This is a genomic window from Pantoea sp. 9140 (assembly GCF_000745295.1).
GTDB classification, from domain to species: Bacteria; Pseudomonadota; Gammaproteobacteria; order Enterobacterales; family Enterobacteriaceae; genus Pantoea; species Pantoea vagans.
On sequence record NZ_JQNO01000001.1, the window covers coordinates 2,317,769 to 2,338,878 of the forward strand.

At 54.5% G+C, this 21,110-nt stretch carries 15 protein-coding genes and 4 pseudogenes; 11 read left to right on the forward strand and 8 right to left on the reverse strand.

From position 1 onward, the window contains the following. The 4 genes and pseudogenes from FA92_RS10905 to FA92_RS10920 all read left to right on the forward strand — a co-directional run bounded on the left by FA92_RS10905 (nucleotide 1) and on the right by FA92_RS10920 (nucleotide 4,013). On the forward strand, nucleotides 1-822 hold the full coding sequence (locus FA92_RS10905; RefSeq protein WP_033783554.1) for an SDR family NAD(P)-dependent oxidoreductase: 822 nt from the start codon (nucleotides 1-3) through the stop codon (nucleotides 820-822). Continuing rightward, the gene (locus FA92_RS10910; protein ID WP_033783555.1) at nucleotides 819-1,970 is read left to right on the forward strand and encodes an aminotransferase class I/II-fold pyridoxal phosphate-dependent enzyme; all 1,152 of its coding nucleotides are present in this window, start codon (nucleotides 819-821) and stop codon (nucleotides 1,968-1,970) included. The genes FA92_RS10905 and FA92_RS10910 overlap by 4 nt, the downstream gene beginning before the upstream one ends. A gap of 30 nt (nucleotides 1,971-2,000) precedes the next feature. Further along, nucleotides 2,001-2,621, forward strand: a complete 621-nt coding sequence (locus FA92_RS10915; RefSeq protein ID WP_033783557.1) for a TetR/AcrR family transcriptional regulator — start codon at nucleotides 2,001-2,003, stop codon at nucleotides 2,619-2,621. A gap of 118 nt (nucleotides 2,622-2,739) precedes the next feature. Further along, nucleotides 2,740-4,013 (forward strand): annotated as a pseudogene (locus FA92_RS10920) (Glu/Leu/Phe/Val dehydrogenase). Nucleotides 4,014-4,367: 354 nt separating this feature from the next. On the opposite strand, the gene FA92_RS10925 reads toward FA92_RS10920, so the two are convergent. Both FA92_RS10925 and FA92_RS10930 read right to left on the reverse strand, forming a co-directional pair. After that, on the reverse strand, nucleotides 4,368-5,069 hold the full coding sequence (locus FA92_RS10925) for an alpha/beta hydrolase (protein WP_239780526.1): 702 nt from the start codon (nucleotides 5,067-5,069) through the stop codon (nucleotides 4,368-4,370). A gap of 35 nt (nucleotides 5,070-5,104) precedes the next feature. Further along, nucleotides 5,105-6,239 (reverse strand): annotated as a pseudogene (locus tag FA92_RS10930) (IS3 family transposase). 1,128 nt (nucleotides 6,240-7,367) lie between these two features. Between FA92_RS10930 and FA92_RS10945 the strand changes: the two are divergent. The 7 genes and pseudogenes from FA92_RS10945 to FA92_RS23300 all read left to right on the forward strand — a co-directional run bounded on the left by FA92_RS10945 (nucleotide 7,368) and on the right by FA92_RS23300 (nucleotide 13,169). Continuing rightward, nucleotides 7,368-7,937, forward strand: a pseudogene (locus FA92_RS10945) (RNase A-like domain-containing protein). Beyond that, nucleotides 7,937-8,251: a contact-dependent growth inhibition system immunity protein gene (locus FA92_RS10950; protein WP_033783561.1), complete on the forward strand. Its 315-nt coding sequence runs from the start codon at nucleotides 7,937-7,939 to the stop codon at nucleotides 8,249-8,251. The pseudogene FA92_RS10945 and the gene FA92_RS10950 overlap by 1 nt, the downstream one beginning before the upstream one ends. A 245-nt stretch (nucleotides 8,252-8,496) precedes the next feature. Continuing rightward, entirely contained in the window at nucleotides 8,497-8,730 is a 234-nt protein-coding gene (locus FA92_RS10955; RefSeq protein ID WP_033783562.1) for a KTSC domain-containing protein, read from the forward strand. Between the two features lie 431 nt (nucleotides 8,731-9,161). After that, complete coding sequence (locus tag FA92_RS10960) at nucleotides 9,162-9,434, forward strand: hypothetical protein (protein ID WP_033783563.1); 273 nt, start codon at nucleotides 9,162-9,164, stop codon at nucleotides 9,432-9,434. 101 nt (nucleotides 9,435-9,535) lie between these two features. After that, on the forward strand, nucleotides 9,536-9,778 hold the full coding sequence (locus FA92_RS10965; protein WP_033783565.1) for a biofilm development regulator YmgB/AriR family protein: 243 nt from the start codon (nucleotides 9,536-9,538) through the stop codon (nucleotides 9,776-9,778). A 774-nt stretch (nucleotides 9,779-10,552) separates the two neighbouring features. Then, nucleotides 10,553-12,214: a methyl-accepting chemotaxis protein gene (locus tag FA92_RS10970; protein WP_033783566.1), complete on the forward strand. Its 1,662-nt coding sequence runs from the start codon at nucleotides 10,553-10,555 to the stop codon at nucleotides 12,212-12,214. A 724-nt stretch (nucleotides 12,215-12,938) separates the two neighbouring features. Next, nucleotides 12,939-13,169, forward strand: coding sequence for a hypothetical protein (locus FA92_RS23300; RefSeq protein WP_156105702.1), 231 nt, complete (start codon nucleotides 12,939-12,941; stop codon nucleotides 13,167-13,169). 73 nt (nucleotides 13,170-13,242) lie between these two features. Here FA92_RS23300 and FA92_RS10980 read toward each other — a convergent pair whose 3' ends face one another. The 6 genes and pseudogenes from FA92_RS10980 to FA92_RS11005 form a co-directional block, all read right to left on the reverse strand. Then, the gene (locus FA92_RS10980; protein ID WP_343251855.1) at nucleotides 13,243-14,196 is read right to left on the reverse strand and encodes a DUF2254 family protein; all 954 of its coding nucleotides are present in this window, start codon (nucleotides 14,194-14,196) and stop codon (nucleotides 13,243-13,245) included. Between the two features lie 22 nt (nucleotides 14,197-14,218). Continuing rightward, nucleotides 14,219-14,488 (reverse strand): annotated as a pseudogene (locus tag FA92_RS23605) (DUF2254 family protein); the annotation flags it as partial. Between the two features lie 974 nt (nucleotides 14,489-15,462). Further along, nucleotides 15,463-15,672: a hypothetical protein gene (locus FA92_RS10985; protein WP_033783568.1), complete on the reverse strand. Its 210-nt coding sequence runs from the start codon at nucleotides 15,670-15,672 to the stop codon at nucleotides 15,463-15,465. Nucleotides 15,673-16,193: 521 nt separating this feature from the next. Then, a complete protein-coding gene (locus tag FA92_RS10990) occupies nucleotides 16,194-18,362 on the reverse strand; it encodes an EAL domain-containing protein (protein WP_051926511.1) in 2,169 nt (722 codons plus the stop codon). A 470-nt stretch (nucleotides 18,363-18,832) separates the two neighbouring features. Then, a complete protein-coding gene (locus tag FA92_RS22655) occupies nucleotides 18,833-19,072 on the reverse strand; it encodes a transcriptional regulator (protein WP_072008969.1) in 240 nt (79 codons plus the stop codon). A gap of 535 nt (nucleotides 19,073-19,607) precedes the next feature. Continuing rightward, a complete protein-coding gene (locus FA92_RS11005; protein WP_033783571.1) occupies nucleotides 19,608-21,068 on the reverse strand; it encodes a methyl-accepting chemotaxis protein in 1,461 nt (486 codons plus the stop codon). Between the last annotated feature and the right edge of the window lie 42 nt (nucleotides 21,069-21,110).

Consider the following 21,110-nt stretch of genomic DNA (forward strand, 5'->3'; position numbering starts at 1 on the left):
ATGGATCAGTTAACAGGAAAAGTGGTGATGGTCACGGGTGCCGGCAGCGGCATCGGTAAAGCAGCGGCGGCGGGATTTGTCGCTCGGGGTGCGCGCGTCATCTTAGTCGGCCGCCGTCAGTCCGTGCTGGACGATGTGGCTGAAACGCTGCGAAAAGTGGGTGGCGAAGTATGGGCACGTACAGCCGACATCAGTAAAAAAGAGGAGATTGACGCGCTCGTAAACTGGTCGAAAAGCGAACCAGGCGGCGTTGATATTCTGGTGAACAACGCTGGCAGCTCCAGCAAAACGCTGAATGCCCGCTGGATTGAAGAAGATGAGTGGGATCAGGTTCAGGACGTCAATATGAAAGCGGTCTTCCTGCTTACTCAGGCGCTGCTACCGGCCATGCTGGCCCGCAAAAACGGCACGATCATCACGGTATCTTCACTGGCGGCGTTGCGGCCGAACTTGTTAGGCGGCGCTGCCTATGGCGCCGCTAAGGCCGCGGCCCGTAATTTTATGACCTATCTGCATAACACTTTTCGCAATGACGGGATCCGCGCGACCAGTATTCTTCCCGGCGAGGTAAATACGCCGATCATGGATAATCGCGCCAGCCCGCCCGCACAGGTTATTCGCGATAGTATGGTGCAGCCAGAAGACGTTGCCGAGGCCATTTTGCTCTGCGCTTGCCTGCCGACGCGCACGGTGATTGAAGAACTGATCGTTGCGCCGACTTTCCTGCGCGATGTCTCAGCGGATATTGAGGCAAGCCGCTGGAAAAATGCCCCTGCCGATTGTGCAACTGAGCGTGAATCTCATCAAAAAGGTGAATTATGACTTCCAGACTTTTTACCTCATCCGAGGCTGTTCTGCGCGTTGAGCGCTTCTCTATGCGTGTACAGCAGCCTGCATCATCCGACGATATGATCTCCCTGGCAATGGGCGAACCCGACTTCGATACACCGCCGCGCATTATCCAGGCAGCGATGGATGCGCTACAGAATGGATTTACGCACTACGCGCCCCTGTTAGGTGATAAAGCCTTGTGTCAGGCGCTGGCGGATGAGGTTTCTGCACAAAGCGGTAATCCGGTAAAAGCGGGTGAAGTGCTTGTTACGCATGGGGGGACGGCAGGCCTGGCTGCGGCGATCCTTTCTATTGTCAATCCTGGCGATCGCGTGGTCATTCCCGACCCAACCTATTCGTTATATGCCGACCTGGTGAATATGGCTGGCGGTATTTGCGTGCCAATGCCCTGCCGCAGCGATTTACACTGGGATTTTGAGCGGCTTGATAAGGCGCTTGAAGGGGCAAAACTCTTTGTTTTCTGTAACCCTGCCAACCCGACCGGCATTGTGCACAGCAGTGACGAGATTGAAGAGCTGGGCAGGCTGGTCAACCTTCACGATACGCTGGTTGTTGCGGATGAAGCTTACAGCGATCTGGTCTTCACTGACCGTCCCTTTACCTCAGTTTTGCAGCTTCCTGCTTTTGCCGGACGAACGCTGTTTTGTCATACGTTTTCCAAGAGTTATGCGATGACCGGCTGGCGGGTTGGTTACCTGGCCGGGCCGGTAGAAATGATTGCAGCTGCAGCGCGCGTGCACAATACCGTCAATGGTTCGGTCAACAGCGCGGTGCAGCACGCGGCTCTGGTGGCGCTTACCGAATGTAAAGATGACATTAAACGTATGTATGATGTCTATCGGGAGCGTCGCCTGTTGATGATGCAGGGGCTTGAAACCATTCCTGAGCTGACGCTGAACAAACCAGAGGGTGCTTTTTACTGCTTCCCGTCTTATTCTCTGCCCATTCCGGCTATAGATATGGTGGCCCTGTTACGTGAACAGGGGATCGCTCTGCGGCCTGGCAGTGAGTTTGGGGTAGCCGGAGAGGGGCACCTGCGCCTTTCTTACGCGGCCAGTAGTGAGGCCATCAGCGAAGGGATACGCCGCCTGAAGCGTGGACTTGCCAGTTTAAAATAACCACCGGCGCCAGAGGATACTGAATCCACCATGACGGGAAAACCGATGCGCAGTGATACCGAAAGGAACCGCAAGAGTCTTATTCAGGCTGCGGCCAGATTATTCGAGCGTTCAGAAAATCCGATTAGCATGACGGAAATTGCCGCCGAAGCTGGTGTTTCCGTGGCGACAGCTTATCGTCAGTTTACGTCGGTAGAAGAGGTGCTGAATACCTATCGTCAGGATGTGGGGCAGCTGTTGCTGGATTACAGCCGGAAGCAGAGCTGTAGCGGGCTGCTGAAGCTGGAGAAGGTCAGCCGATACTGGATAAAGCTGGTCCGGGAGCGCGGCGCCGCCATGGTGCCGATGCGCAACCGGAACGGCTATCTGGAGCGTTTATGGGAAGGCGCAGAGTATCTTCTGGTGCAGGCCGACGCTCTGCGCCCCGCCCTGCACGAATCAATGGAAGAGATGGACCTGCCGGATATTGGCGACAAGGCTGTTTTTCTCTGGAATATCCTATTCGACCCGCGTGAAATATTTGATCTGTTAAATACGGTCGGCCTGACTGAAAAACAGGTCGGTACCCAGCTTCTGTCCGTACTTGTGGGTGGGTTGCGCGGTTTTGCCACGGCGAATGAACTTTCCCTAGAATCGTACAAAGTAAAATAACTCTGGCCGCCTGAAGGTGGCCTCTTTTCTCTCTCTTTTTATTTTCACGTCTGCCGTGAGGGTTTTCTGCGCGCTGCGTAACGCCGCTAGGGTCCTCTGGCTAATTAAAGGTGAAATAATGAGCGCACTTTCCTATGTTTCAGCAGATAACAATTCTCCATGGAAAACCTATCTGTCGCAAGTTGAACTTGTACTGCCTTATCTCGGCGAGCTGTCTCGCTGGGCTGATACATTACGCCATCCTAAGCGCGCACTGATTGTTGATATTCCGCTGCAAATGGATGACGGCAGTGTTCGCCACTTTGAAGGCTATCGCGTGCAGCATAACCTGTCCAGGGACCAGGAAAAGGAGGCGTACGCTATCATCCTGACGTTACGCTGGAAGAAGCCATGGCGTTGTCTGCATGGATGACAGTGAAATGCGCTGCGCTCAATCTCCCTTTTGGCGGCGCGAAAGGTGGTATCCGAGTTGATCCGCGTGAACTTTCCCTGAAAGAGCTGGAAAGGCTGACCCGACGCTACACCAGTGAGGTCGGAACGATTATCGGACCTCAGCAGGACATTCCGGCCCCGGACGTGGGCACCAATCCACAGGTTATGGCGTGGATGATGGATACCTGGTCTATGAATACGGGCGAGACCAGCACGGGCGTCGTGACCGGCAAACCTGTTCATCTGGGCGGTTCGCTGGGGCGCTTTAAAGCGACCGGCCGGGGTGTATTTGTGACAGGCCGGGCAATGGCTTTCCGAATTGGTCTGTCGCTGAAGAACTGTCGTATAGCAAAACAGGGTTTTGGCAATGTCGGTAGCGTGGCATCAGAGTTATTTGCTGAGGCAGGTTCCCTTATCACTAAGGTGCAGGATGACAGCGCCACGCTTTACTACCCTTACGGCATTGATATCCTCGTGCTGACAGAATGGCAGATACAGAATGGCTCGATTTCGGGTTTTAAAGGGGCAACGACAGTCAGCTACGACGCGTTCTGGGGTTATGACTACGATATTCTCATTACCGCAGCGCTTGAGGGACAGATCACTGCCGAACGCGCTGAAAAGTTGCGCTGCAGGCTGGTGCTTGAAGGCGCCAATGGGCCGACACTTCCGGTTGCTGATGATATTCTTCGTGACCGCAGCAATATTACGGTGGTGCCGGATGTGATTCGCAACGCTGGCGGCGTGACGATGAGCTATTTTGAATGGGTACAGGATTTTTCGAGTTTCTTCTGGAGCGAAGATGAGATCAATGTCCGGCTGGATCACATCACGGAGCAGGCGCTGCTGGCCGTCTGGCAAAAATCGCAAATATTAAGGGTGACACTGCGAACCGCCGCCTACGCTGTTGCCTGCGAGCGTATTCTGACCGCCCGTAAAGAGCGTGACATCTATCCATAAACTCATCTTTACCACTGATATCATTATGGCTGTTGCTCCAGTGAACAGCAGCCTAACCTACGCGCCTCTAAAGCCCTCAGGTATCTCATATTCAATGTCGGCCACTAGAGTAAAGTATCGCCATCTTTTGGCGCGTTTTACTGTCTGGCTTCAACACTTCTCTATGAACCGCACCAGCTCCAGTTCCTATTCTACCTACATATCTCTGAAAGAATGCGACAGTCCGCTTTGTGCTGTGAGTTCAATGGGTCGATGCAAAGCTATCCTTAATCAAGGGGGGGGGAACGTTGCCATTTCACTATAAGTATATATCTGTACGCTGCTAGCAAAGTTGCAACAGAAAACCACTGTAATTCAGCCGTAACTTCTTTTGGATTTTCTTCGGCCATATGGTGACCGCTGGCTATCGTCTTTCCCCCGAACATCACGTGCCCAGGTTTTCCAGATACCTAATACATCGCCATATATATTCCAGATCATCATATTTCGACCATAAACAAAGCGTTGGGCACATAATAAGGTTTCCTTTCTGGCGATCCTGGAGCTCATGTTCTTTATCGATACAAAGGCCGGCACGATAGTCTTCAAGCATCCCATATACAGTTTCTGGATCATGAATAGCTTTTCTGAACTCAAAGTACTCTTCATTTCCCATTGTTTCAGGCTGCCCTCCATACCACTTGTCAGGATCAGCAAGTATTGCCCGCTCCGGCTTTTCTGGTTGAGCAAAGAAGAACCAGTGAGACCACTGCCGTGCAAACTTCTCATTACACGGTTGAGGGCTTCTAGTATTGGAATGCAATCAAGTACGGCAAGCCGTGTGATTCGCTCTGGATAGTCAAGAGCGGCTCTGTAAGCTGTGTAACTCCCTCTGTCATGCCCAACAAGCGCAAATTGCTCAAAACCAAGCTGACTCATTAATTCAATGCAATCTTTTGCTTTAGCTCTTTTAGAAGAACCAGCATGATCACGCTGATCAGCCAGCTTTGACGACTGGCCGAACCCCCGTAAATCAGGACATACGACGGTAAATGATTTAGCTAGCTCGGGAGCCACTGGACTGACCCCACGACAGTAGACAGTTCCTGTCCTCATGACGAGGCCTGTTCAAATGCCTCCGGACTGACGCCACCGAGATGACTGTGGCGCCCAGGCCCGGTTGTAGAACACTTCAATGTAATCGAAGATATCCGCCCGGGCCAGATCCCGGGTTTTATAGATGCGTTTTCTGATCCGTTCTTTTTTCAGCAAACTGAAGAACGATTCGGCCACCGTATTATCCCAGCAGTTGCCATGCCTGCTCATGCTCGGCACCAGATTATTGGCCCGGCAGAAGCGCTGTCAGTCGTCACTGCCGTACTGGCTGCCCTGATCGCTGTGTACGATAACCTCGCCGTCCGGTTTTCGACGTCACAAGGCCATCATCAGAGCGTCCAGCGCGAGTTCGCGAGAGAGTGTGGGCTTCATCGACCAGCCCACCACGTTACGTGCGAAGAGATCGATGAGCACCGCCAGATACAGCCAGCCCTGCCAGGTGCGGATATAGGTAATGTCGGTGACCCAGACCTGATTGGCCCGGATAACGGTAAACTGCCGCTGCACACGATTAGGCGCAACCACTAAAGGTCTACCAGCGATACGACGCGGAGCTTTATAGCCGCGCACGGCTTTAATCCGGTTCAGTTACATATTACGGCCCACCCGGTTTTACCGCAGGTTTCCCCGAATTCGTTCAGGTCGCCATGAACCCGGCGGTAACCGTATACGCCTCCGCTCAGTGAATAGGAGTCACGGATAAGCGTCAGCAGACGCTGGTTATCTTTATCCCGCGCGGAGACCGGGTTATGCAGCCACGCATAAAACCCGGCCCGGGCAACGCACAACACCCGACACATCGTCATGACACCCCATACAGTGCGGTGCTCATTGATAAAGCGGTACTTCGGTCGGGCTCCCTTGCAAAGTACCGCGCGGCCTTTTTCAGAATGTCTCGTTCTTCCTCAGTGCGCTTCAGTTGGGCCCTGAGCTTCAGGATCTCGCTTTTCGCTTCCAGTAAATTACGGGCATGCTGCTCGCTTTTATCGGGTTTAATCGCCCAAACCACTTATAGAGGCTGTGTGCTGAAACGCCCAGCCGGTCAGAAACTTCGGCGACGGAATAACCGCGCTCCGTTATCTGACGGACGGCTTCGTCCTTAAATTCAGGTGTAAATCGTGGTGTGCCCATACGCTCCTCCTATGCTCAAACTATAGGGCAGGCTCGTCTACCGGGGCGGGGTCAGTCCAAGGTGCTGCTCTGGCAGCAGGTTTTGTAGCCGCGTACTTTGATCCCGAATTCGCTAATGAGCTGAACAATTCTCTAATACCATCTTTATATTGATTTAAATATGCAGCCGGAAAAATCCGGCTGCTGCCATTTATTTCTCTGAAAGAATAATGGCCTTTACAGGCAGGGATATGAACATTAAAACCGGTACGAATATTAAGAAATAGAAAAAAACGATCGCCATTGCATAGTAGATACAGGTTAAAAAATACCATGTAGATAGTGCTCTGAAGATTTTTCTTGCCAGAGCCAGGTCATTAGGTGACTTTAAAATAGTGATAACAATGAAAAGAAAAATCATCAGCAGCGGGCATAATGCTATATAGATAATATATTCAGATACGTAATTTCTTGCCTTGATTGTTGGTGTGCATACCAGAGCGGAAAGAAAGCCAAAAAAAAAAGACCCTAAATAAACTGAGGTGCTATTTAGTAAAAGACTTTTATTCATGAATCGGGAGTTGTACGTGCCTCTAGGAACCATTGGAATGCTACTGAATATAGATTTCAGAACATCCGTTCTGTTGTATGCCAACGTGAAAAGAAGCAAAACAGGCATGAAAAGCCCGGTAATAAATATTGAAGTGAAAACTCTGCTATTTTTCATTCATAACCTCATGAAACTATCAGATAAATAATTACAATGCTCACATAGATTAAGAGGTTTCTATAAGGAACCCTATTTGATAATTGAGTTCTGATAGTATCCATCGGACTCGTCATAACAAGCAATCTCAGTCCGTTCGTAACTTTACGCTTAAGGAAGCGATGCTATCGTCAGGCATGGCTGACATCGTGCAGATCGTTATTGATAAGCTGGAAATCCTTGCGGATATGAACAGCGCAGAGCCGCTTTGAAACGGGCCCGGCAATGCTCTTTTTACTACTGGCACTGAAGCTGTATTCCGTTTTGCTTATGTTCGTTACCTCACGGACGATAAGAGGACAGGCTTCCCGGATTTGCAACTGGCTGCAGTGCTGGTTATAAATTGAGCCAGTTACGTGCTGGTTTACGACAGGGAGAATTCTGTGGAAGAAGAACAGGGACTGAGGATAGCGCTTTCGCCGGTGCAGCTGGCTGCTGTACTCTCTGATCGAAGCGTTAGTGAAGGTGAATCAGCCAGCAACCGTATATCCGGCGGGCTGGGGCTGGGGCTGGCGGGTGGCGGGTGGCGTGGTGGAGATGTTCGGTGCAGGGACCCTGTGCGTGGTGCCGGAGCCCACCATGCTGACCAAAGCCGGCTGCGTCTTTGTCGGAACGTACGGACTTGATACCCTTCAGGCCAGTCTCCGGCAGGTCTGGACCGGCAGGCAGGTCAATACCGATACCTTTAATTCCGCCGTGGCTCTCGCGGAATCGCTCGGAGCTGACCGCCAGATCGCGATGAAGGTTGGTCTGACGGTCGATATCGCCATACCGATGGCGTTTGCACTGGCGGCCGGCGCAGAACGGGTTATTGCATTGCGCACCCCACGGGGATTATGGTACGCAAAGGAAATCAGGAGACCATTACCTGTTATGCCGTCCGCGTGGTGATTGATTTCAGGTCATTTAACGGAAAACCCTGTTTTATTCTGACTGCGTTTCCGGAGGTATAGTGGACCGTATCAGCATCAGTGAGCTTGATAATTTTATCGGCGTTTATTTCGGTCAGGACTACGTTATGGCCGAACCCGGACATGAGACAGAGCCCAAAATTCAGGCCTACATTCACGACATGCCCGACGCGAATCTTAATGCCCTGCTGGCAGATATTGAACTGTTTCTCGACGGGTGCGACGATACCGAGCTGGATTTCCGGACGCATTACAAACGGGAATTTGTGCCGGCGAACTGGGACACCACGGCGCAGGCGTTTCTGACGCTGGTACAGGCGCGGGTGTCTGCCGCGCTTAAAAACCGTGAACACTGACATCTGGTCGTCGATCCCCGCGAAGCAGTCAGCGGTGCCGGTTCCCTGTTCCTCCGGGTTCTCTTTTTACAGACTACAGTGAACGCCCGGGGTGGCTCAGAACAACGGACACGCAGCGGATGAGCCGTCAGTAAACAGCCGGATACATACCATTGTATTTTATCCTGCACAGGCATTTTGTATGTGCGCTCCGCACCTTTACGATCAACAACTTCATTCATCAGGGACCTGTCCGGAATAACGCCATGAACAGACATGAAGTGACGTCTGCGCTTTTCAGCAGCGCGGGATACGATGCGACTACCGGCGTGCTTGAGCTGGAGTACCGGAACGGCGCGTGCCGGCGCTGGCTGGCCGTACCGGCAAAGGTGTATCAGGCCTTCTGTGCGGCCGCAGACAGCGATACTTTTTTCAGGACCAGCATCGATGGACGCTACCTCTCTGTGCGGGGCAGCCTCAGCCTGCGGCGCGACGTCTGAGGCCATCATCTGCGCGTACGCATCATAGTTCTCCAGCGCCTGCTGGCGACAGTATCGGACGGGTGCCCTGCGCTCAGCCCGTACCCGGTAGCCACAGCGGCGCTGCCGGGCTGAATCCGTCAGCGTGGCCTGCTCCGGGGTTTGAGGGTCAACCATGCGAAAAACCACGTTTAGCGGCTAACGGTATGAAATATAGGGATTATGAGACTGCATATTAAGGGCAAAAAAACTGTTCCAAATGTCGTTTTTTGGTCATTTTGATACTGTGTCGTATCACAACCGATTTCTGATACTGCTTAGCGTGGTTTTTTACATCAATGGCCGTCAAACCCCGCACCCATGACCAGAACGCGCGTCCGGATGCGGCCTCAGCAGTCTGTCAGATACAGGCAGGTATATAAAACGCCCCTTTACTGATATGCGGAAGTGGTATGTACGGAAACAGAATCGAAAAGTTTATTGATGATGTTATCAGTGAGGCCGTGGCTTCCCTGCTCAGCGAAAACGCGCCTGTATCAGGTGCGGCGCTGGCGGTGAGGCTGATGGAAATGGCGGGCAATGAAATGCGTCCTGAACGTGCTGACGCGCTAAGGATTGCACTGAACGAAGTCAATATTGCCCTGCCTGCGGCACGTGCCATGCAGAGCCCGGAACAGCAGTTCCTGTCTGAAGACATGCCGCCTCCGGGCACCCGCCAGCACTGACCAGTCAGTATGCTCCGGATTCAGCCGGAGGCAGGAAGGAGCCTGCATAGCGCCAGGGCACCGGCGGTGCCCTGAATACAGTCTGTCCCGGAAGATGGGTTATGCAACTTAATAGACCTGAACAAAACATACTGCAGCAACTGAATGAGTACGGCGACCGCTTCGCCGCCGAGTCAGTCGTTATCAGCGCCATGCTGCAACGCCTGAAAGCGCGGGGCGGACGGGTACTGCAAAGGGATATGATTCTTGCACTTATAGCTGAGATAGAAAGCACGTCTGACGTTGTCAGGCTTGATGTCCTGCGCTGCGCACTGGAAGTTGTCGTGTGCCCCCCCGCAGAATGAGCACCGCCGGTACTGACCGGCAGGCTATTCACAACCCCGGATTATGCTGCTGTCCGGCCAGCCGGAAACCGGCTCCGGGTTATGAAAATGGCAATGGAGTACTCATAATGCCTGCAAGAGAATAGCTGTATCAAAAGTACGGTACTGCACATTTAAGCAGAAATAATGCCGGTTTCGCTTGCACATGCATGAATCCGGCTGATACTTGTTACATCCTTCACCAGGGATATACAACGGTACGCAATACTGCGCGTATCGGGCCGCCACGAGTGAGATATTTTTCAACCCGTGACGCAGGATGACTTGCTTAAGCGGATATCTGGTTCATCATTAAAATGTGCCGCTTCCCTGCTGAAGCTGGCGCGTTTGCCGTAAAATGTGAACGATTTTTTATTGTTCAGCCCGCTAAAGATGGCGGGTTTTTTTACGGGCAGAATTCAGGCGTGGCTGCGATGCAAGGCTGTGAAAGTTATCTGGCGTAATATTTGTTGCCCGAAACAACAGTTGCACGGTTGCCTGTGGTATTCATTTACCTGCCGGGTTACCGGTCCGGTTAAGTAAGTGTATGTTCGGATTACACGGTTAAGCAGATGTGATAAGCGAAGCGTCTGCTGTCCACTTACACCGGATACTGTTCGCCTTTTTTCACCTCATCACGCTGATATCCTCTATTTAAAATAACGTTTCCTGCATTTCTGCCGATATAGATGCTGAAAGTTTTCATTATTTCAGATTTTATAAATTATCAGCCACTTACATTGGCAGGAGTAACAGATGACGATCACACAGCGGTTGCTGCTCACCTTTTCACTTCTCTCCGCTGCACTGGTCGCGATGGTCATCGTGGCCGTTGTGGTAGCCGGCGGTTTTCAGTCCCGCTTTCAGTATGTGCAGGAAAACACCGTTGCCTCCCTTCTGGACCTGGGAAAGCTGACAGACGGCAGTAACTCTCTTATTATCTGGCTCTACCGGCATCAGAGCGCCACAGAGCCCCGGCGGCAGGCTGAAGTCGAAAAGAAAATTGATGAAACCATCGGTAATATCAAATCACTGAACCAGTACTATCTGAACAACGACGTATCGGACGAGCAGGACCGGCAGATGACCGAAGCGGCCTTCTCCACCATCAGACAGATAGAATCCTCGCTGCCGGCATTTCTTGCCAGTTCACGCGCGCAGAATGACGCCGTTTCGCTGGGGGCGCTTCAGAGCAATGAAGGCATTGGCGAAGCGGCCCGACAGCTGATTGCGGGGTACAGGAAACAGCTCCAGCTGAATGTGGACATCGGTAAAGCCCTGCGTCAGGAAAATGACCGGACTTATCAGATGACACTCTGGGGCCTGCTGGGTGGCTCGGCACTGGTTATTTCAGTACTGGCTTTCTTTGCGCTGAAAACCGTTTTCGCCATCCGGCGCCAGCTTAACGGAATGCGCCAGACCATGGAAACTGCCAGCGGGCGGCTTGACCTGACCCTCAGAGTGGACGAGTCGCGGCGGGATGAAATCGGCCTGACAGCGAAAGCGTTTAATCAGCTGATTGAAAATGTTTCGGCTTCGCTGTCGAAAGTGGAGGTCTCTGCACAGTCGGTCAGCTCTGCCTCAGCGCAGATATCTGCCGGTAATGAGGACCTCTCATCCCGTACGGAAGAGCAGGCGGCTTCACTGGAGCAGACGGCCGCAAGTATGTCTGAACTCAGCGAAACGGTTCGTCAGACGGCAGAGAACACCGCTCTCGCCAGCCAGCTGGCAAAGAACGCCCGGGATATTTCAGAGGACAGTGCCGGCCGGGTACGCACGCTGCTGGGCACCATGGGTGATATCAGGGGAAGCTCTGCAAAAATCACGGATATTATCGCGCTTATTGAAGGGATTGCGTTTCAGACCAACATCCTGGCCCTGAACGCCGCCGTAGAGGCCGCCCGCGCCGGGGAGCAGGGGCGTGGCTTCGCGGTGGTGGCCGGGGAAGTGCGCAATCTCGCGCAACGTTCGTCCTCATCCGCCCGGGAAATCAAGGAGCTGATTCAATCATCAACAGGCTTCGTGGAAGCCGGAGCGGCCCAGGCCGAGGGCGTGGGCGAGAATATGTCCCGCATGAACGATGCCGTGCGGCAGGTCACTGACCTTGTAGACGAGATTTCCGTCGCCGCCAGTGAACAGTCTAAGGGGATAGAGCAGGTCCATCTGGCTGTAAATCAGATGGATGACGTAACGCAGCAGAACGCCGCACTGGTTGAAGAGGCCTCAGCAGCGTCCTGTTCACTGATGGAGCAGGCGGCGTCGCTGAACCGGCTGGTCAGTACCTTTACGCTGGTTTCCGCTTCAGACCAGGCACCTGCTGCGCGCGCTGACGCAGTCCGTCCGGTACGGACGGCAGCCTTAATACGTTCTGCTCCAGCCGCTGCGGCGACGGGGGATGACAACTGGCAGAGCTTCTGAAGCAGGCGTCAGGCTTAATTGATTGAGAGACAGAGCGGCAGCGTCCAACAGGCACTGTAACATAGTCATGTTACAGTGCCTGTTTCTCCTGGTGTGCCTGAATAACTACTGGCTGCGCTTTACTGCAGTTCGCCGGCAACGCACGCCAGATCATGGATGAAGCGGCGGGGCTTAACCAGCCAGTCCGTGGTACCGGCGCTGTTTCCCTTGTGAGACCAGATGCAGACTGCACGATTATGGAAAATACAGCGTACAGGAGGGTATGAAAAAAATTGTGCCACCCGGCCTCATGCCAGCGCGGCGCATGCCGATAATTATCGTACGCCTCCCTGGGCGATATAAAACGATAAGTGAACGTAACTGTTGTGGTTCTGGCTTCTCCTGCTCCGGAGAAGCCTTTTTTTCGCCTGCGGGGATGCTGGCCTGTATAGCCGCATTTTCCTTTCATGCTGTAAACGTGCCGTTCCCTGCAGAAGCCGGTACGTTTGCAGTGAACTGCAGGAGTTGATTGATCCGCTCGCTAAAGATGGCTGGTTTTACGGATAAAATCCCGGAATTTCAGTACGCATGCTCAGCCATGGCGGCAGACAGCCCCGGGCACAGGAAGCTTTTTTCCCGCTTACGCTTGTTATCGTGGCGATCTTTTTTATGATTAAGATCGGCCGGCAGCTCCGGCTGACCGCGATAAAAGCAAGAGTCACAGTATTCCTCTTTGTACCGCCTTATGGCGGTTTTTTTTGCCCTGAAAACGGGCGTTAGCAGTAAGCGCGCTTTGCAGAGCATCAGGCGGCACATCAGCCTGTGCCAAAAAAATGCAGCAAAGATTACAAGTGCAAATGCAGGCGCAGCAGAGGTGAAAAATACTGGCGGATTGATGTGGACTGGTTTGTGCTGGCTTTCAGTTTCTGATGAAGAGATAAGTATCCTGCCAGGAGCGGATGAAGACAAAATGTAACAATCAGTATGGAGCAGGAAAAACGGCAGGCTGCCGGATGATTAACGGTGCAACAGCCTGGCCGGTGCTGGCTTCATCTGCTCTGCCAGTGCGAGGCACGCTCCACAGCAGACTTATCCGCTTCACAGGTCATTGCAAAATTTGCACGTACCAGTGCGAGACGCGCGTGGCGCTGCGCATCTGCGGCATAATCATGAGGCGCGATTATGGCCAGCGCATGCAGCGCTTTCTGCAGACGCAGTTGTACCTCAACCAGTGCGGCACCATCGCGCGCAATGCCTGTAAATATATCGTCGAACATATCCCCGATTTGCGCAGGCATCATAAAGAGATGCGGATAACGTGCCGTAAAAGAGTCTGCTGTAACGGGCTGGCTGAACAATCTGACAGCCCGCCCGATAATATCAATGGCAGTGCCGGGATCGTTTACGGCCGGAGATAAAGCGCGTGAGGCGATTTCGGACAGTACACACAGGCCAAAGCGGGGATCCTGCTCAAAGGAGCGATGTTCACCCAGCGTAAAGGCATTGCGCAGTATCTGAAGTTCATCATCAGAAAGCGGCTTATTACACCAGAGCAGTGCGCCACCACCGTGAACAAAACTGCCCGGTTGGGCAGCAAGGTAAAGGTTACTGCCACTTTCTTCTGCGAAATCGGAAAGATGCTTCAGATCCAGATGCTGCAGATAGCCCGTCTCCAGCGGAAAAACGCCCTGCCTGAAGGCCGCCTCCGGCAGGATACCGTCCCATGCAGAGCAGCCAAGACTGGGTTCCTGGAGGCGGCTGTGAAGCGCCGCCGTTGTGACTTCCTCAACGCGACGCGATGTGTCAGACATGCGGCCAAACTGTGCCAGATGCTGTATCCAGCGCTGGAGGGTAATAACAATCATGGCAATGACTGCAAGGATAACAAAAAACAGAACAACGCGGCCCTGTGTGCCATAGGCTCCCATGCCGGGGGCGATAATGCCCACCAGGCTGTAAAGAAAAGCCGATAAAGGTTGCAAGCACATTCTGTGTCGTACCATCCTCAAGCAGCAGCACGGTCGCACGTGGTGTGACGCTGCTGCTGGCAGAGTTATAGGCAGAGACCATGATGTTGAGAGAAAAGGTGGTATCGGCCAGCATGCTTGAGGCGAGAATGGCCAGAATTTTGTCCACCGCGTCACTGCCCACGATGCCGGAAACCGAAGCCGGTATGAAGGGTTTAACAGCGATAGCGACCAGTGCAGTAATAATGGTCAGCACCGCGAATAATGAGCTGCGAAACCAGAGCTGCCGGGTCAGCCGGTGAATAAGCCATTGCGTTTTAGACATCATGTTGCCTGCTGTAATGAGTTTAAATAAGTTTGCCGGCTGTGGATCACCTTCTGCTTAATCCGGCTGACACAAAGCAGAGCGCCGGCACTTCGCCGATGCATTGCTTCAGACGATGCAAAAGGATATCAGTAAGGAATTTTCTGCATGAACCTGTCAGAATATTCAGCAGATATCATTTTTCTGTCATCCATCAGCTGTTCTCATAACTTCTGTAAGGTGTCTGTCCGGCGTTTTCCCTGACACTGTCAGCAATATTTTTGTGTGGTTATATCATGCAGAAACAGTCGTACCATCGGTTCTGAAACAGCATAAAAAAGCCCGGCGACCGGGCAATGACTCAGCCGCTCCTGTCTGAGCAGGTTACGGGGTGGGTTCAGTCAGGGTAGGTGAGTATCAGAGATTGAGCCAGGCGGCAGGAGGAAGAATACCCGATTCGGATGCTGGCAGCCGGGACGAATCGCGGTGGCGGTTTCAGACTCCTGACTGGCTTCGCTCTGCTGTGAGGCAGACACCCTTCTTTTGGTCTGTAACATATCAGCCAGTAGCGGGGGCGCTTACTCCCTCGCCGCCTGTTACAGAGAAGAGGAGTGTTATGAGATGATCGGTGTAAGTGGTAAGACTGCCCCGCGCCCTTTTTTATGGCGAAAAAAAGCCCGCTTTACACGGGCTAATTACAACAGAGCATTCAATAGAGAAGCGTTTATTGAGCAATTTATGCTCATCTGATCCATCGGCCAGCCGCGTGAAAACTTTAGCCGGCATGGCATGCTGACTGAAAAGACCAGCGACATAAAAAACTGCATGATACCGATGCCAGGATGCTGTGTTTTTCAGCCGGTACCACTCACCTCTCACCCAGAGCCCGCTGTTATCTTAATCGGCCCCCTGCTGATAACGCTGTCTGCTACTGAAGGACACCAGGTCGTGCCCGGGCAGTGGTAAAGCTCAGACCTGATTTACGAAGGGCAGTACGGTCAGTCACCAGCCCGCTGACGCTGTTCACGCTGATATTTGTGGTAATCCTCATCACACTCTGCTGAGCAGAACGCTGTGTCAGCCACAACAGCCTCATCTTTGCACCATATACATTTACCATTGGGGCTTACCAGTCGCGGCTTACGCGCGGACAGTGAGGCAGTCAGGTGCGCTTCTTCGCGTTCCTGTGCCTGATCTACATCATCCAAAATTTTTCTCCATTAACGTTACAGAACGTCCTGTGGCCAGTGCCCGACAGGAGTAATACCATCCCGGGCTGAATCACCCCGGTTAGTGTGGATTCAGGCAGAAGGCGTAGTAACACAGTTCGTCAGGGGGAGAAGTGGTTACAGATTAGTCACTTAACACGTCACCTGCCCGGATAAAATACGTTACCGGCTTAATTATCTTACAAATGTGTGAACCGGCCCGCTTTATATCACCTCCTCACTGAAAATACTGTCTGTTCATACGGCGCTTACTGAAAGTGGATTAAACAGGGTGACAGACGGTGACATCTGGCCAGCCTCCACCAGAATAATCTCATCGAATGGCAAAGGACGCCAAAACGTTACTCCGCCTGCAGCGGCTGGCCTCAGCCAGTTCAAAACCGGAAGCTTATGAACTGATTAGTGAACAGTTTCCCGGTCACGTCGTTCATTGCCGTCATCAGTCAGGCGGATAATTCTGCAGCCTGATCGGCTACAGGAATGGTCAGTTACCTGCGTCATCAGGGGGCGGGCTGCCTGCGCGTGAAGCTGCCGTCATCCGACATCAGCAGTGCCTCAAAAGCCTCCGGAGTGAGTGGCCTGCACAGCCCGTTACCCTGCATAACATCACAACGGGCGGTCGTCACGAATACCTGCTGTGCCGTATCTTCAACTCCTTCTGCCGATACGCTGAGTCCGAGGCTTTTTCCCAGGGCTGCGATAGCACGGAACATCATCCGAATGCGCATACTGTTACCCAGCTGAAGAGTCAGGGACTTGTCAATTTTGAAACCGCTGACGAAGCCGTGCTGCAGCAGGCTGATGGCGCCCAGCGTTCGTCCGTAATGGTCGATAACAAACCGGGCGCCCGTACGCCTTATTGTCTTTAACTGTGCCGGCCTGCCCTGAACCAGCTCCGCCAGCAGCGGTTCATCCACCTCCAGCTCAACAAAAGCTGCATCACCGCCTGCAGACTCGCGCAGCACGTTTTCAAGACTGCTGCAGGCCAGCTGGCGCGGGAACAGGTTGATGCTGACCCGAAGCTGCGGACAGCTGCCCTGCCACTGACGTACCTGCGCCAGGGCAGTCCGGACAATCCAGTTGCCCAGTACGACCGAAAGCGGACTCTTTACCAGCATATCGGTAAACCCGGCCGGCAGCAGCAGGCCCTGTACGGGATGCTGCCAGCGCAACAGCGCCTCGCAGCCCACGATGCGGCCGCTGCTGGCGTCATAGCGCGGCTGATAGTGCAGAAGGAACTGCTGCTGCCTTACGGCGGTTTCCAGCTCGTGCTCAAAGCGGCGGCGCTGCTGCACTGCCTCGCGAAATGCTGGCCGGAAATGGACGCTGCGGCCTTTACCCGAGGCTTTGGCCCGGTAAAGCGCCAGGTCAGCCGCCGACATTAGCGTGGACGGATCCTTACCGTGTTCCGGACAGGAGGCAATGCCGGTGCTGGCACCAGCCACGACGCGCGAACCGTGATAACGGAAAGGCGTCTGCACGGCCGCGATAAGACGCTCTGCCGTTGAGCCGGCATCATCATGCCCGCCAGGCAGCAGGATGATAAACTCGTCACCGCCCAGCCGGGCAGCAATTATGGCATCAGTACATACCCGCCGGATCTGCTCAGCCACATGACACAGCAGTGCATCGCCGGCAGCGTGGCCGAGCGTATCATTAACTTCCTTGAAGCCATCCAGATCCATCATGAGCAGCATGCAGGACACGCCGGCCTCAGTCAGCTGAGTCAGCTGCTGCATAAACGCGCCGCGGCTGGCCAGCCGGGTCAGCATGTCCAGAGAGGCCAGCTCGCACAGGCGTGCCTCGCACTCATGCCGTGCAGTAACGTCGCGGACGATCATTCCCACCAGGCGGGTGTCGCCTTCACGCCAGTCCGAGAACGAGACTTCGGCCGGAAATTCCTGGCCGTCGCGCCGTCGCCCCCATGTCTGCATCGTGCGCGGCAGGGAAATCGCCGTATCTTCGCCGGTGAGACGGTCCAGCTCATTGCGGTAATCGGTCTGACAGCGGTCAGCAATAAGTCCTGCGACGTACTGGCCCGCCATCTCCTCCGGCCCGTAGCCAAACATGGCGGTGGCGGCCGGGTTCCAGAAAGTGATGCCACGGCGCAGGTCGGTACAGATAATGGCGTCCGGCGAGGTGGCAGAAATGGACTCCAGCCGCTGCTGGCTGGCATGGCGCAGCTGATCCAGCCGGTGAACCTCCATCCGGTCCATAACCAGCGCAGCGATGTCGGTAAGATGCTGCCGGTCGGCCTCCGTGAGTGGCGGACGCGGGGCCGTATCGGTCAGGCATACGGTGCCGATAATATGGCCATCCGGCGTCGTCAGCGGGATCCCCGCATAGAAGCGGATATGCGGATATCCCTGAACCAGCGGACTGTGGCGAAAGCGCTGGTCATTCAGGGCGTCAGATACGCAAAGCAACTCCCCCTGCGCCAGCGTATGATCGCAGAAGGACATGCGACGGGCGGTACCGGATATGCTGAGCCCGTAGCGTGACGTGAAAATCTGCCGCTGGTCATCAATCAGAGAAACAAAGGCGGTGGGCACCCGAAAAAGACGTGCGGCAAGCGTGGTGAGCCGGTCAAGCACGTTTTCCGAAAGCGCATCCGCCCGCTGGTACTCCGCCAGTGCGGCCAGGCGGGCGATCTCATGAACTGTGGTCATGCGTTTCAGAATCTGTCCCCTTGAGTGTAAGAACTGTGGCAGGCATGACACAGCAAAAAGGAGACGGGTTCAATCAGACCAGTCCGCAGAAATCCCTGCGGCCCGTAGTCTGAAAACGGATCCGCGAGCGGCCTCCCGGTGACGGGAGAGATGTCATGCCGGACAACCGGGACATCACAGCATTGCTGTTCCGGACGCCGTCGGGCGGCAGGTCACCGCTGCTGTAAGGCGCACAGCTGGCAGATAACACAGTCGGGATATTGCAGCCGCGCTGACTGAAGCGCATGTGTGAGGGTGTGGAAAGTGCCCATAAACTTCCTCCCGCCGGCCCGAGCCAGTTCGGTGCAGCCCTTACAGTGAACCTCTCCGATTGCGGGATGGCCGCACCGCACCGCATAGAAATATTTCTGACTCATGTCCTCATCCTGGCCGGTAACGCGTTAAATTCAGGTGCTGCCAGCCAGGGAGAACTATTTTTTCGTTTTCGGTACAAGCGCATAATGAGGATGTCTCCCGGCCAGCAGAAGCAACATTTCATACTCTCCCTGGCTCAGGGGGGCGGGGTTTTTTGCTGCCTCTTTGGTCTGCCACACGCGCAGGCTGAGCTCAAAGCGTTCAGCTGCAGCTTCCTGCGACAGGCCTGCGGCCAGCCGGAGTTCACGGACGTCGGAAAAGCCAACAACAGGGCGCTTCACAGGCTGATTTCCCAGAGTATACTCCCTTTACAGGTGCGGGCCAGGCAAGGCTGGCAGAGTGAAGATAACGCAGAGAATGACAGTACAGTCATTACATTGTCTTAACTTTTCTTCCGTAATGCAATGCCAGCGGCCCGGCCATTTACTGAGTTACCGCAGGCGGTATGCGTTAATTCAGGTTACGTCTGAGTTATTCGTTTTTCTGTGAAAACCTTATTTCCTGCGGACTCCAGGGGGGTCTCCTTGTTTCCGCAATGCTGCCGACGAAGTTATTCCGCTATATCCTATCTGATGAGTCGTCATGCCAGGAAAAACTTTAAATAAACGGACATGGGTAATACTGCTCATACCGGTATAAAGAGGATAATATTCAGTGTCTGATGGCCGACAACGTCAGTGATGCAGTCATCCGATAACAGGAGCCGATAACTTTGCGGACGATGTCGCTGCGCACAACCCGGGCTAGCCAGATCCAGGGCGGGCGTGAGGCGGGTACGGACACCGGCCGCGAGCGCGTGGCAGGATGAGAGCCTGCCGCCGTATACGGGTGTTACTGATGACCGAACGCCACCCAGCCACCTTCTGTTGACGGGGTCACCGGGGGACTGATATGACGCTGCAGCCCCGTTGCGACAGTCATAACGTTATCGTCCGCCGCCGGCAGCGTAAAGCGGGTAATTGCCCCTCTCAGAGCGGTAGTCTGTCCGCTCAGGCTGCCCGCCGTAGCGGACACCGCCTGTACCAGTGTGGCATTCTGCTGGGTAACATGGTCAAGCTCCGCCACAGCCAGCGTGACCTGTGCGATCCCTTTGCTCTGCTCCCCGGAGGCGAGCGCTATCTGGCCGATCAGTTCGCTGACCCCGCTGACGCCATGCAGTACCTCATCCATGGTAGTGCCTGCATTGTCCGCTGCCTGGCGGCCGGCGCTGACGCGTGCCACGGTATCGGCGATCAGTTCTTCAATCTCTTTTGAGGCGATCGCACTCCGCTGCGCCAGCGAACGCACTTCGGCGGCCACGACGGCAAAACCCCTGCCCTGTTCACCGGCACGGGCAGCCTCGACCGCGGCATTCAGCGCCAGAATATTAGTCTGGAAGGCAATCCCGCTTATCGTTGTGGTGAACTGACGAATTTTTTCAGCCCCCTCTGCTATTCCGCCCATGGCATCAACCACTGCGCGAACCAGATGCTCGCTGCGGCGCGTGGTTTCCGCGGTCTGTACCGCCAGCTCCCTTGCCTCACGGGCGTTAGCGGCGTTGTGGCTGACGGTGGCGGTAATCTCTTCCATGCTGGCCGCAGTCTGCTCCAGTGCGGCAGCCTGGGAGGCGGTCCGGTCGGACAGATCTGCGTTACCGCTGGCAATGTCGCCGGCCTCGCGGTGCAGTATGACCGCGTTGTCGCGGATCGATTTTACCGCATCCAGCAGGCTGTGCTGCATCTCCCTGACCAGCGGTACCATCTGCCCGACGCAGTTGCGGCCGAGGTCTTCCGGCTCACGGGTGAGGTCGCCATCCGCAATAGTCTTCAGGTGCGCACGGATTTTAGCAACAGGGCGGACGAGATGTACCACGAGGTAGCGGTCACAGAATGCCAGCAGCGCAGTGGCGGCCAGCAGGGCGGTAAAAAGAATCACCTCAAGACGGTGGCGTTCGACCAGCACTGGCGCATCGTCTGCGGCCAGCTGCTGCGTCAGGGCACTAAGGCGTTCGCGTGCCGCGGCCTGATAACCTGCCGGTGCCGACAGCGTTGCGCGGTACGCGTCCCATGACGGATCAGCCGGAACGGCGGTCAGCAGCGCCGTTTTATCCGCTGCGCTGCCGTCCTGCATGACGAGGCCCGCGCGCGTCAGAAAGGTCAGCTGCTGCGTCAGCGTGTCGGCGCGGTCGGCATGGCGGTACATCTCGCGCAGCGTCAGTGCGCCATAGCCACCGGCAAGCGCCACCACGGCCAGTGAGAGGATCATTATCCACAGCACCACGCGGCGGATGGTCAGGTGTCTGAGTAACTGCATAAGGCTTTCCCTGGTGTCAGATTGTTATTAAATAATTTTTAG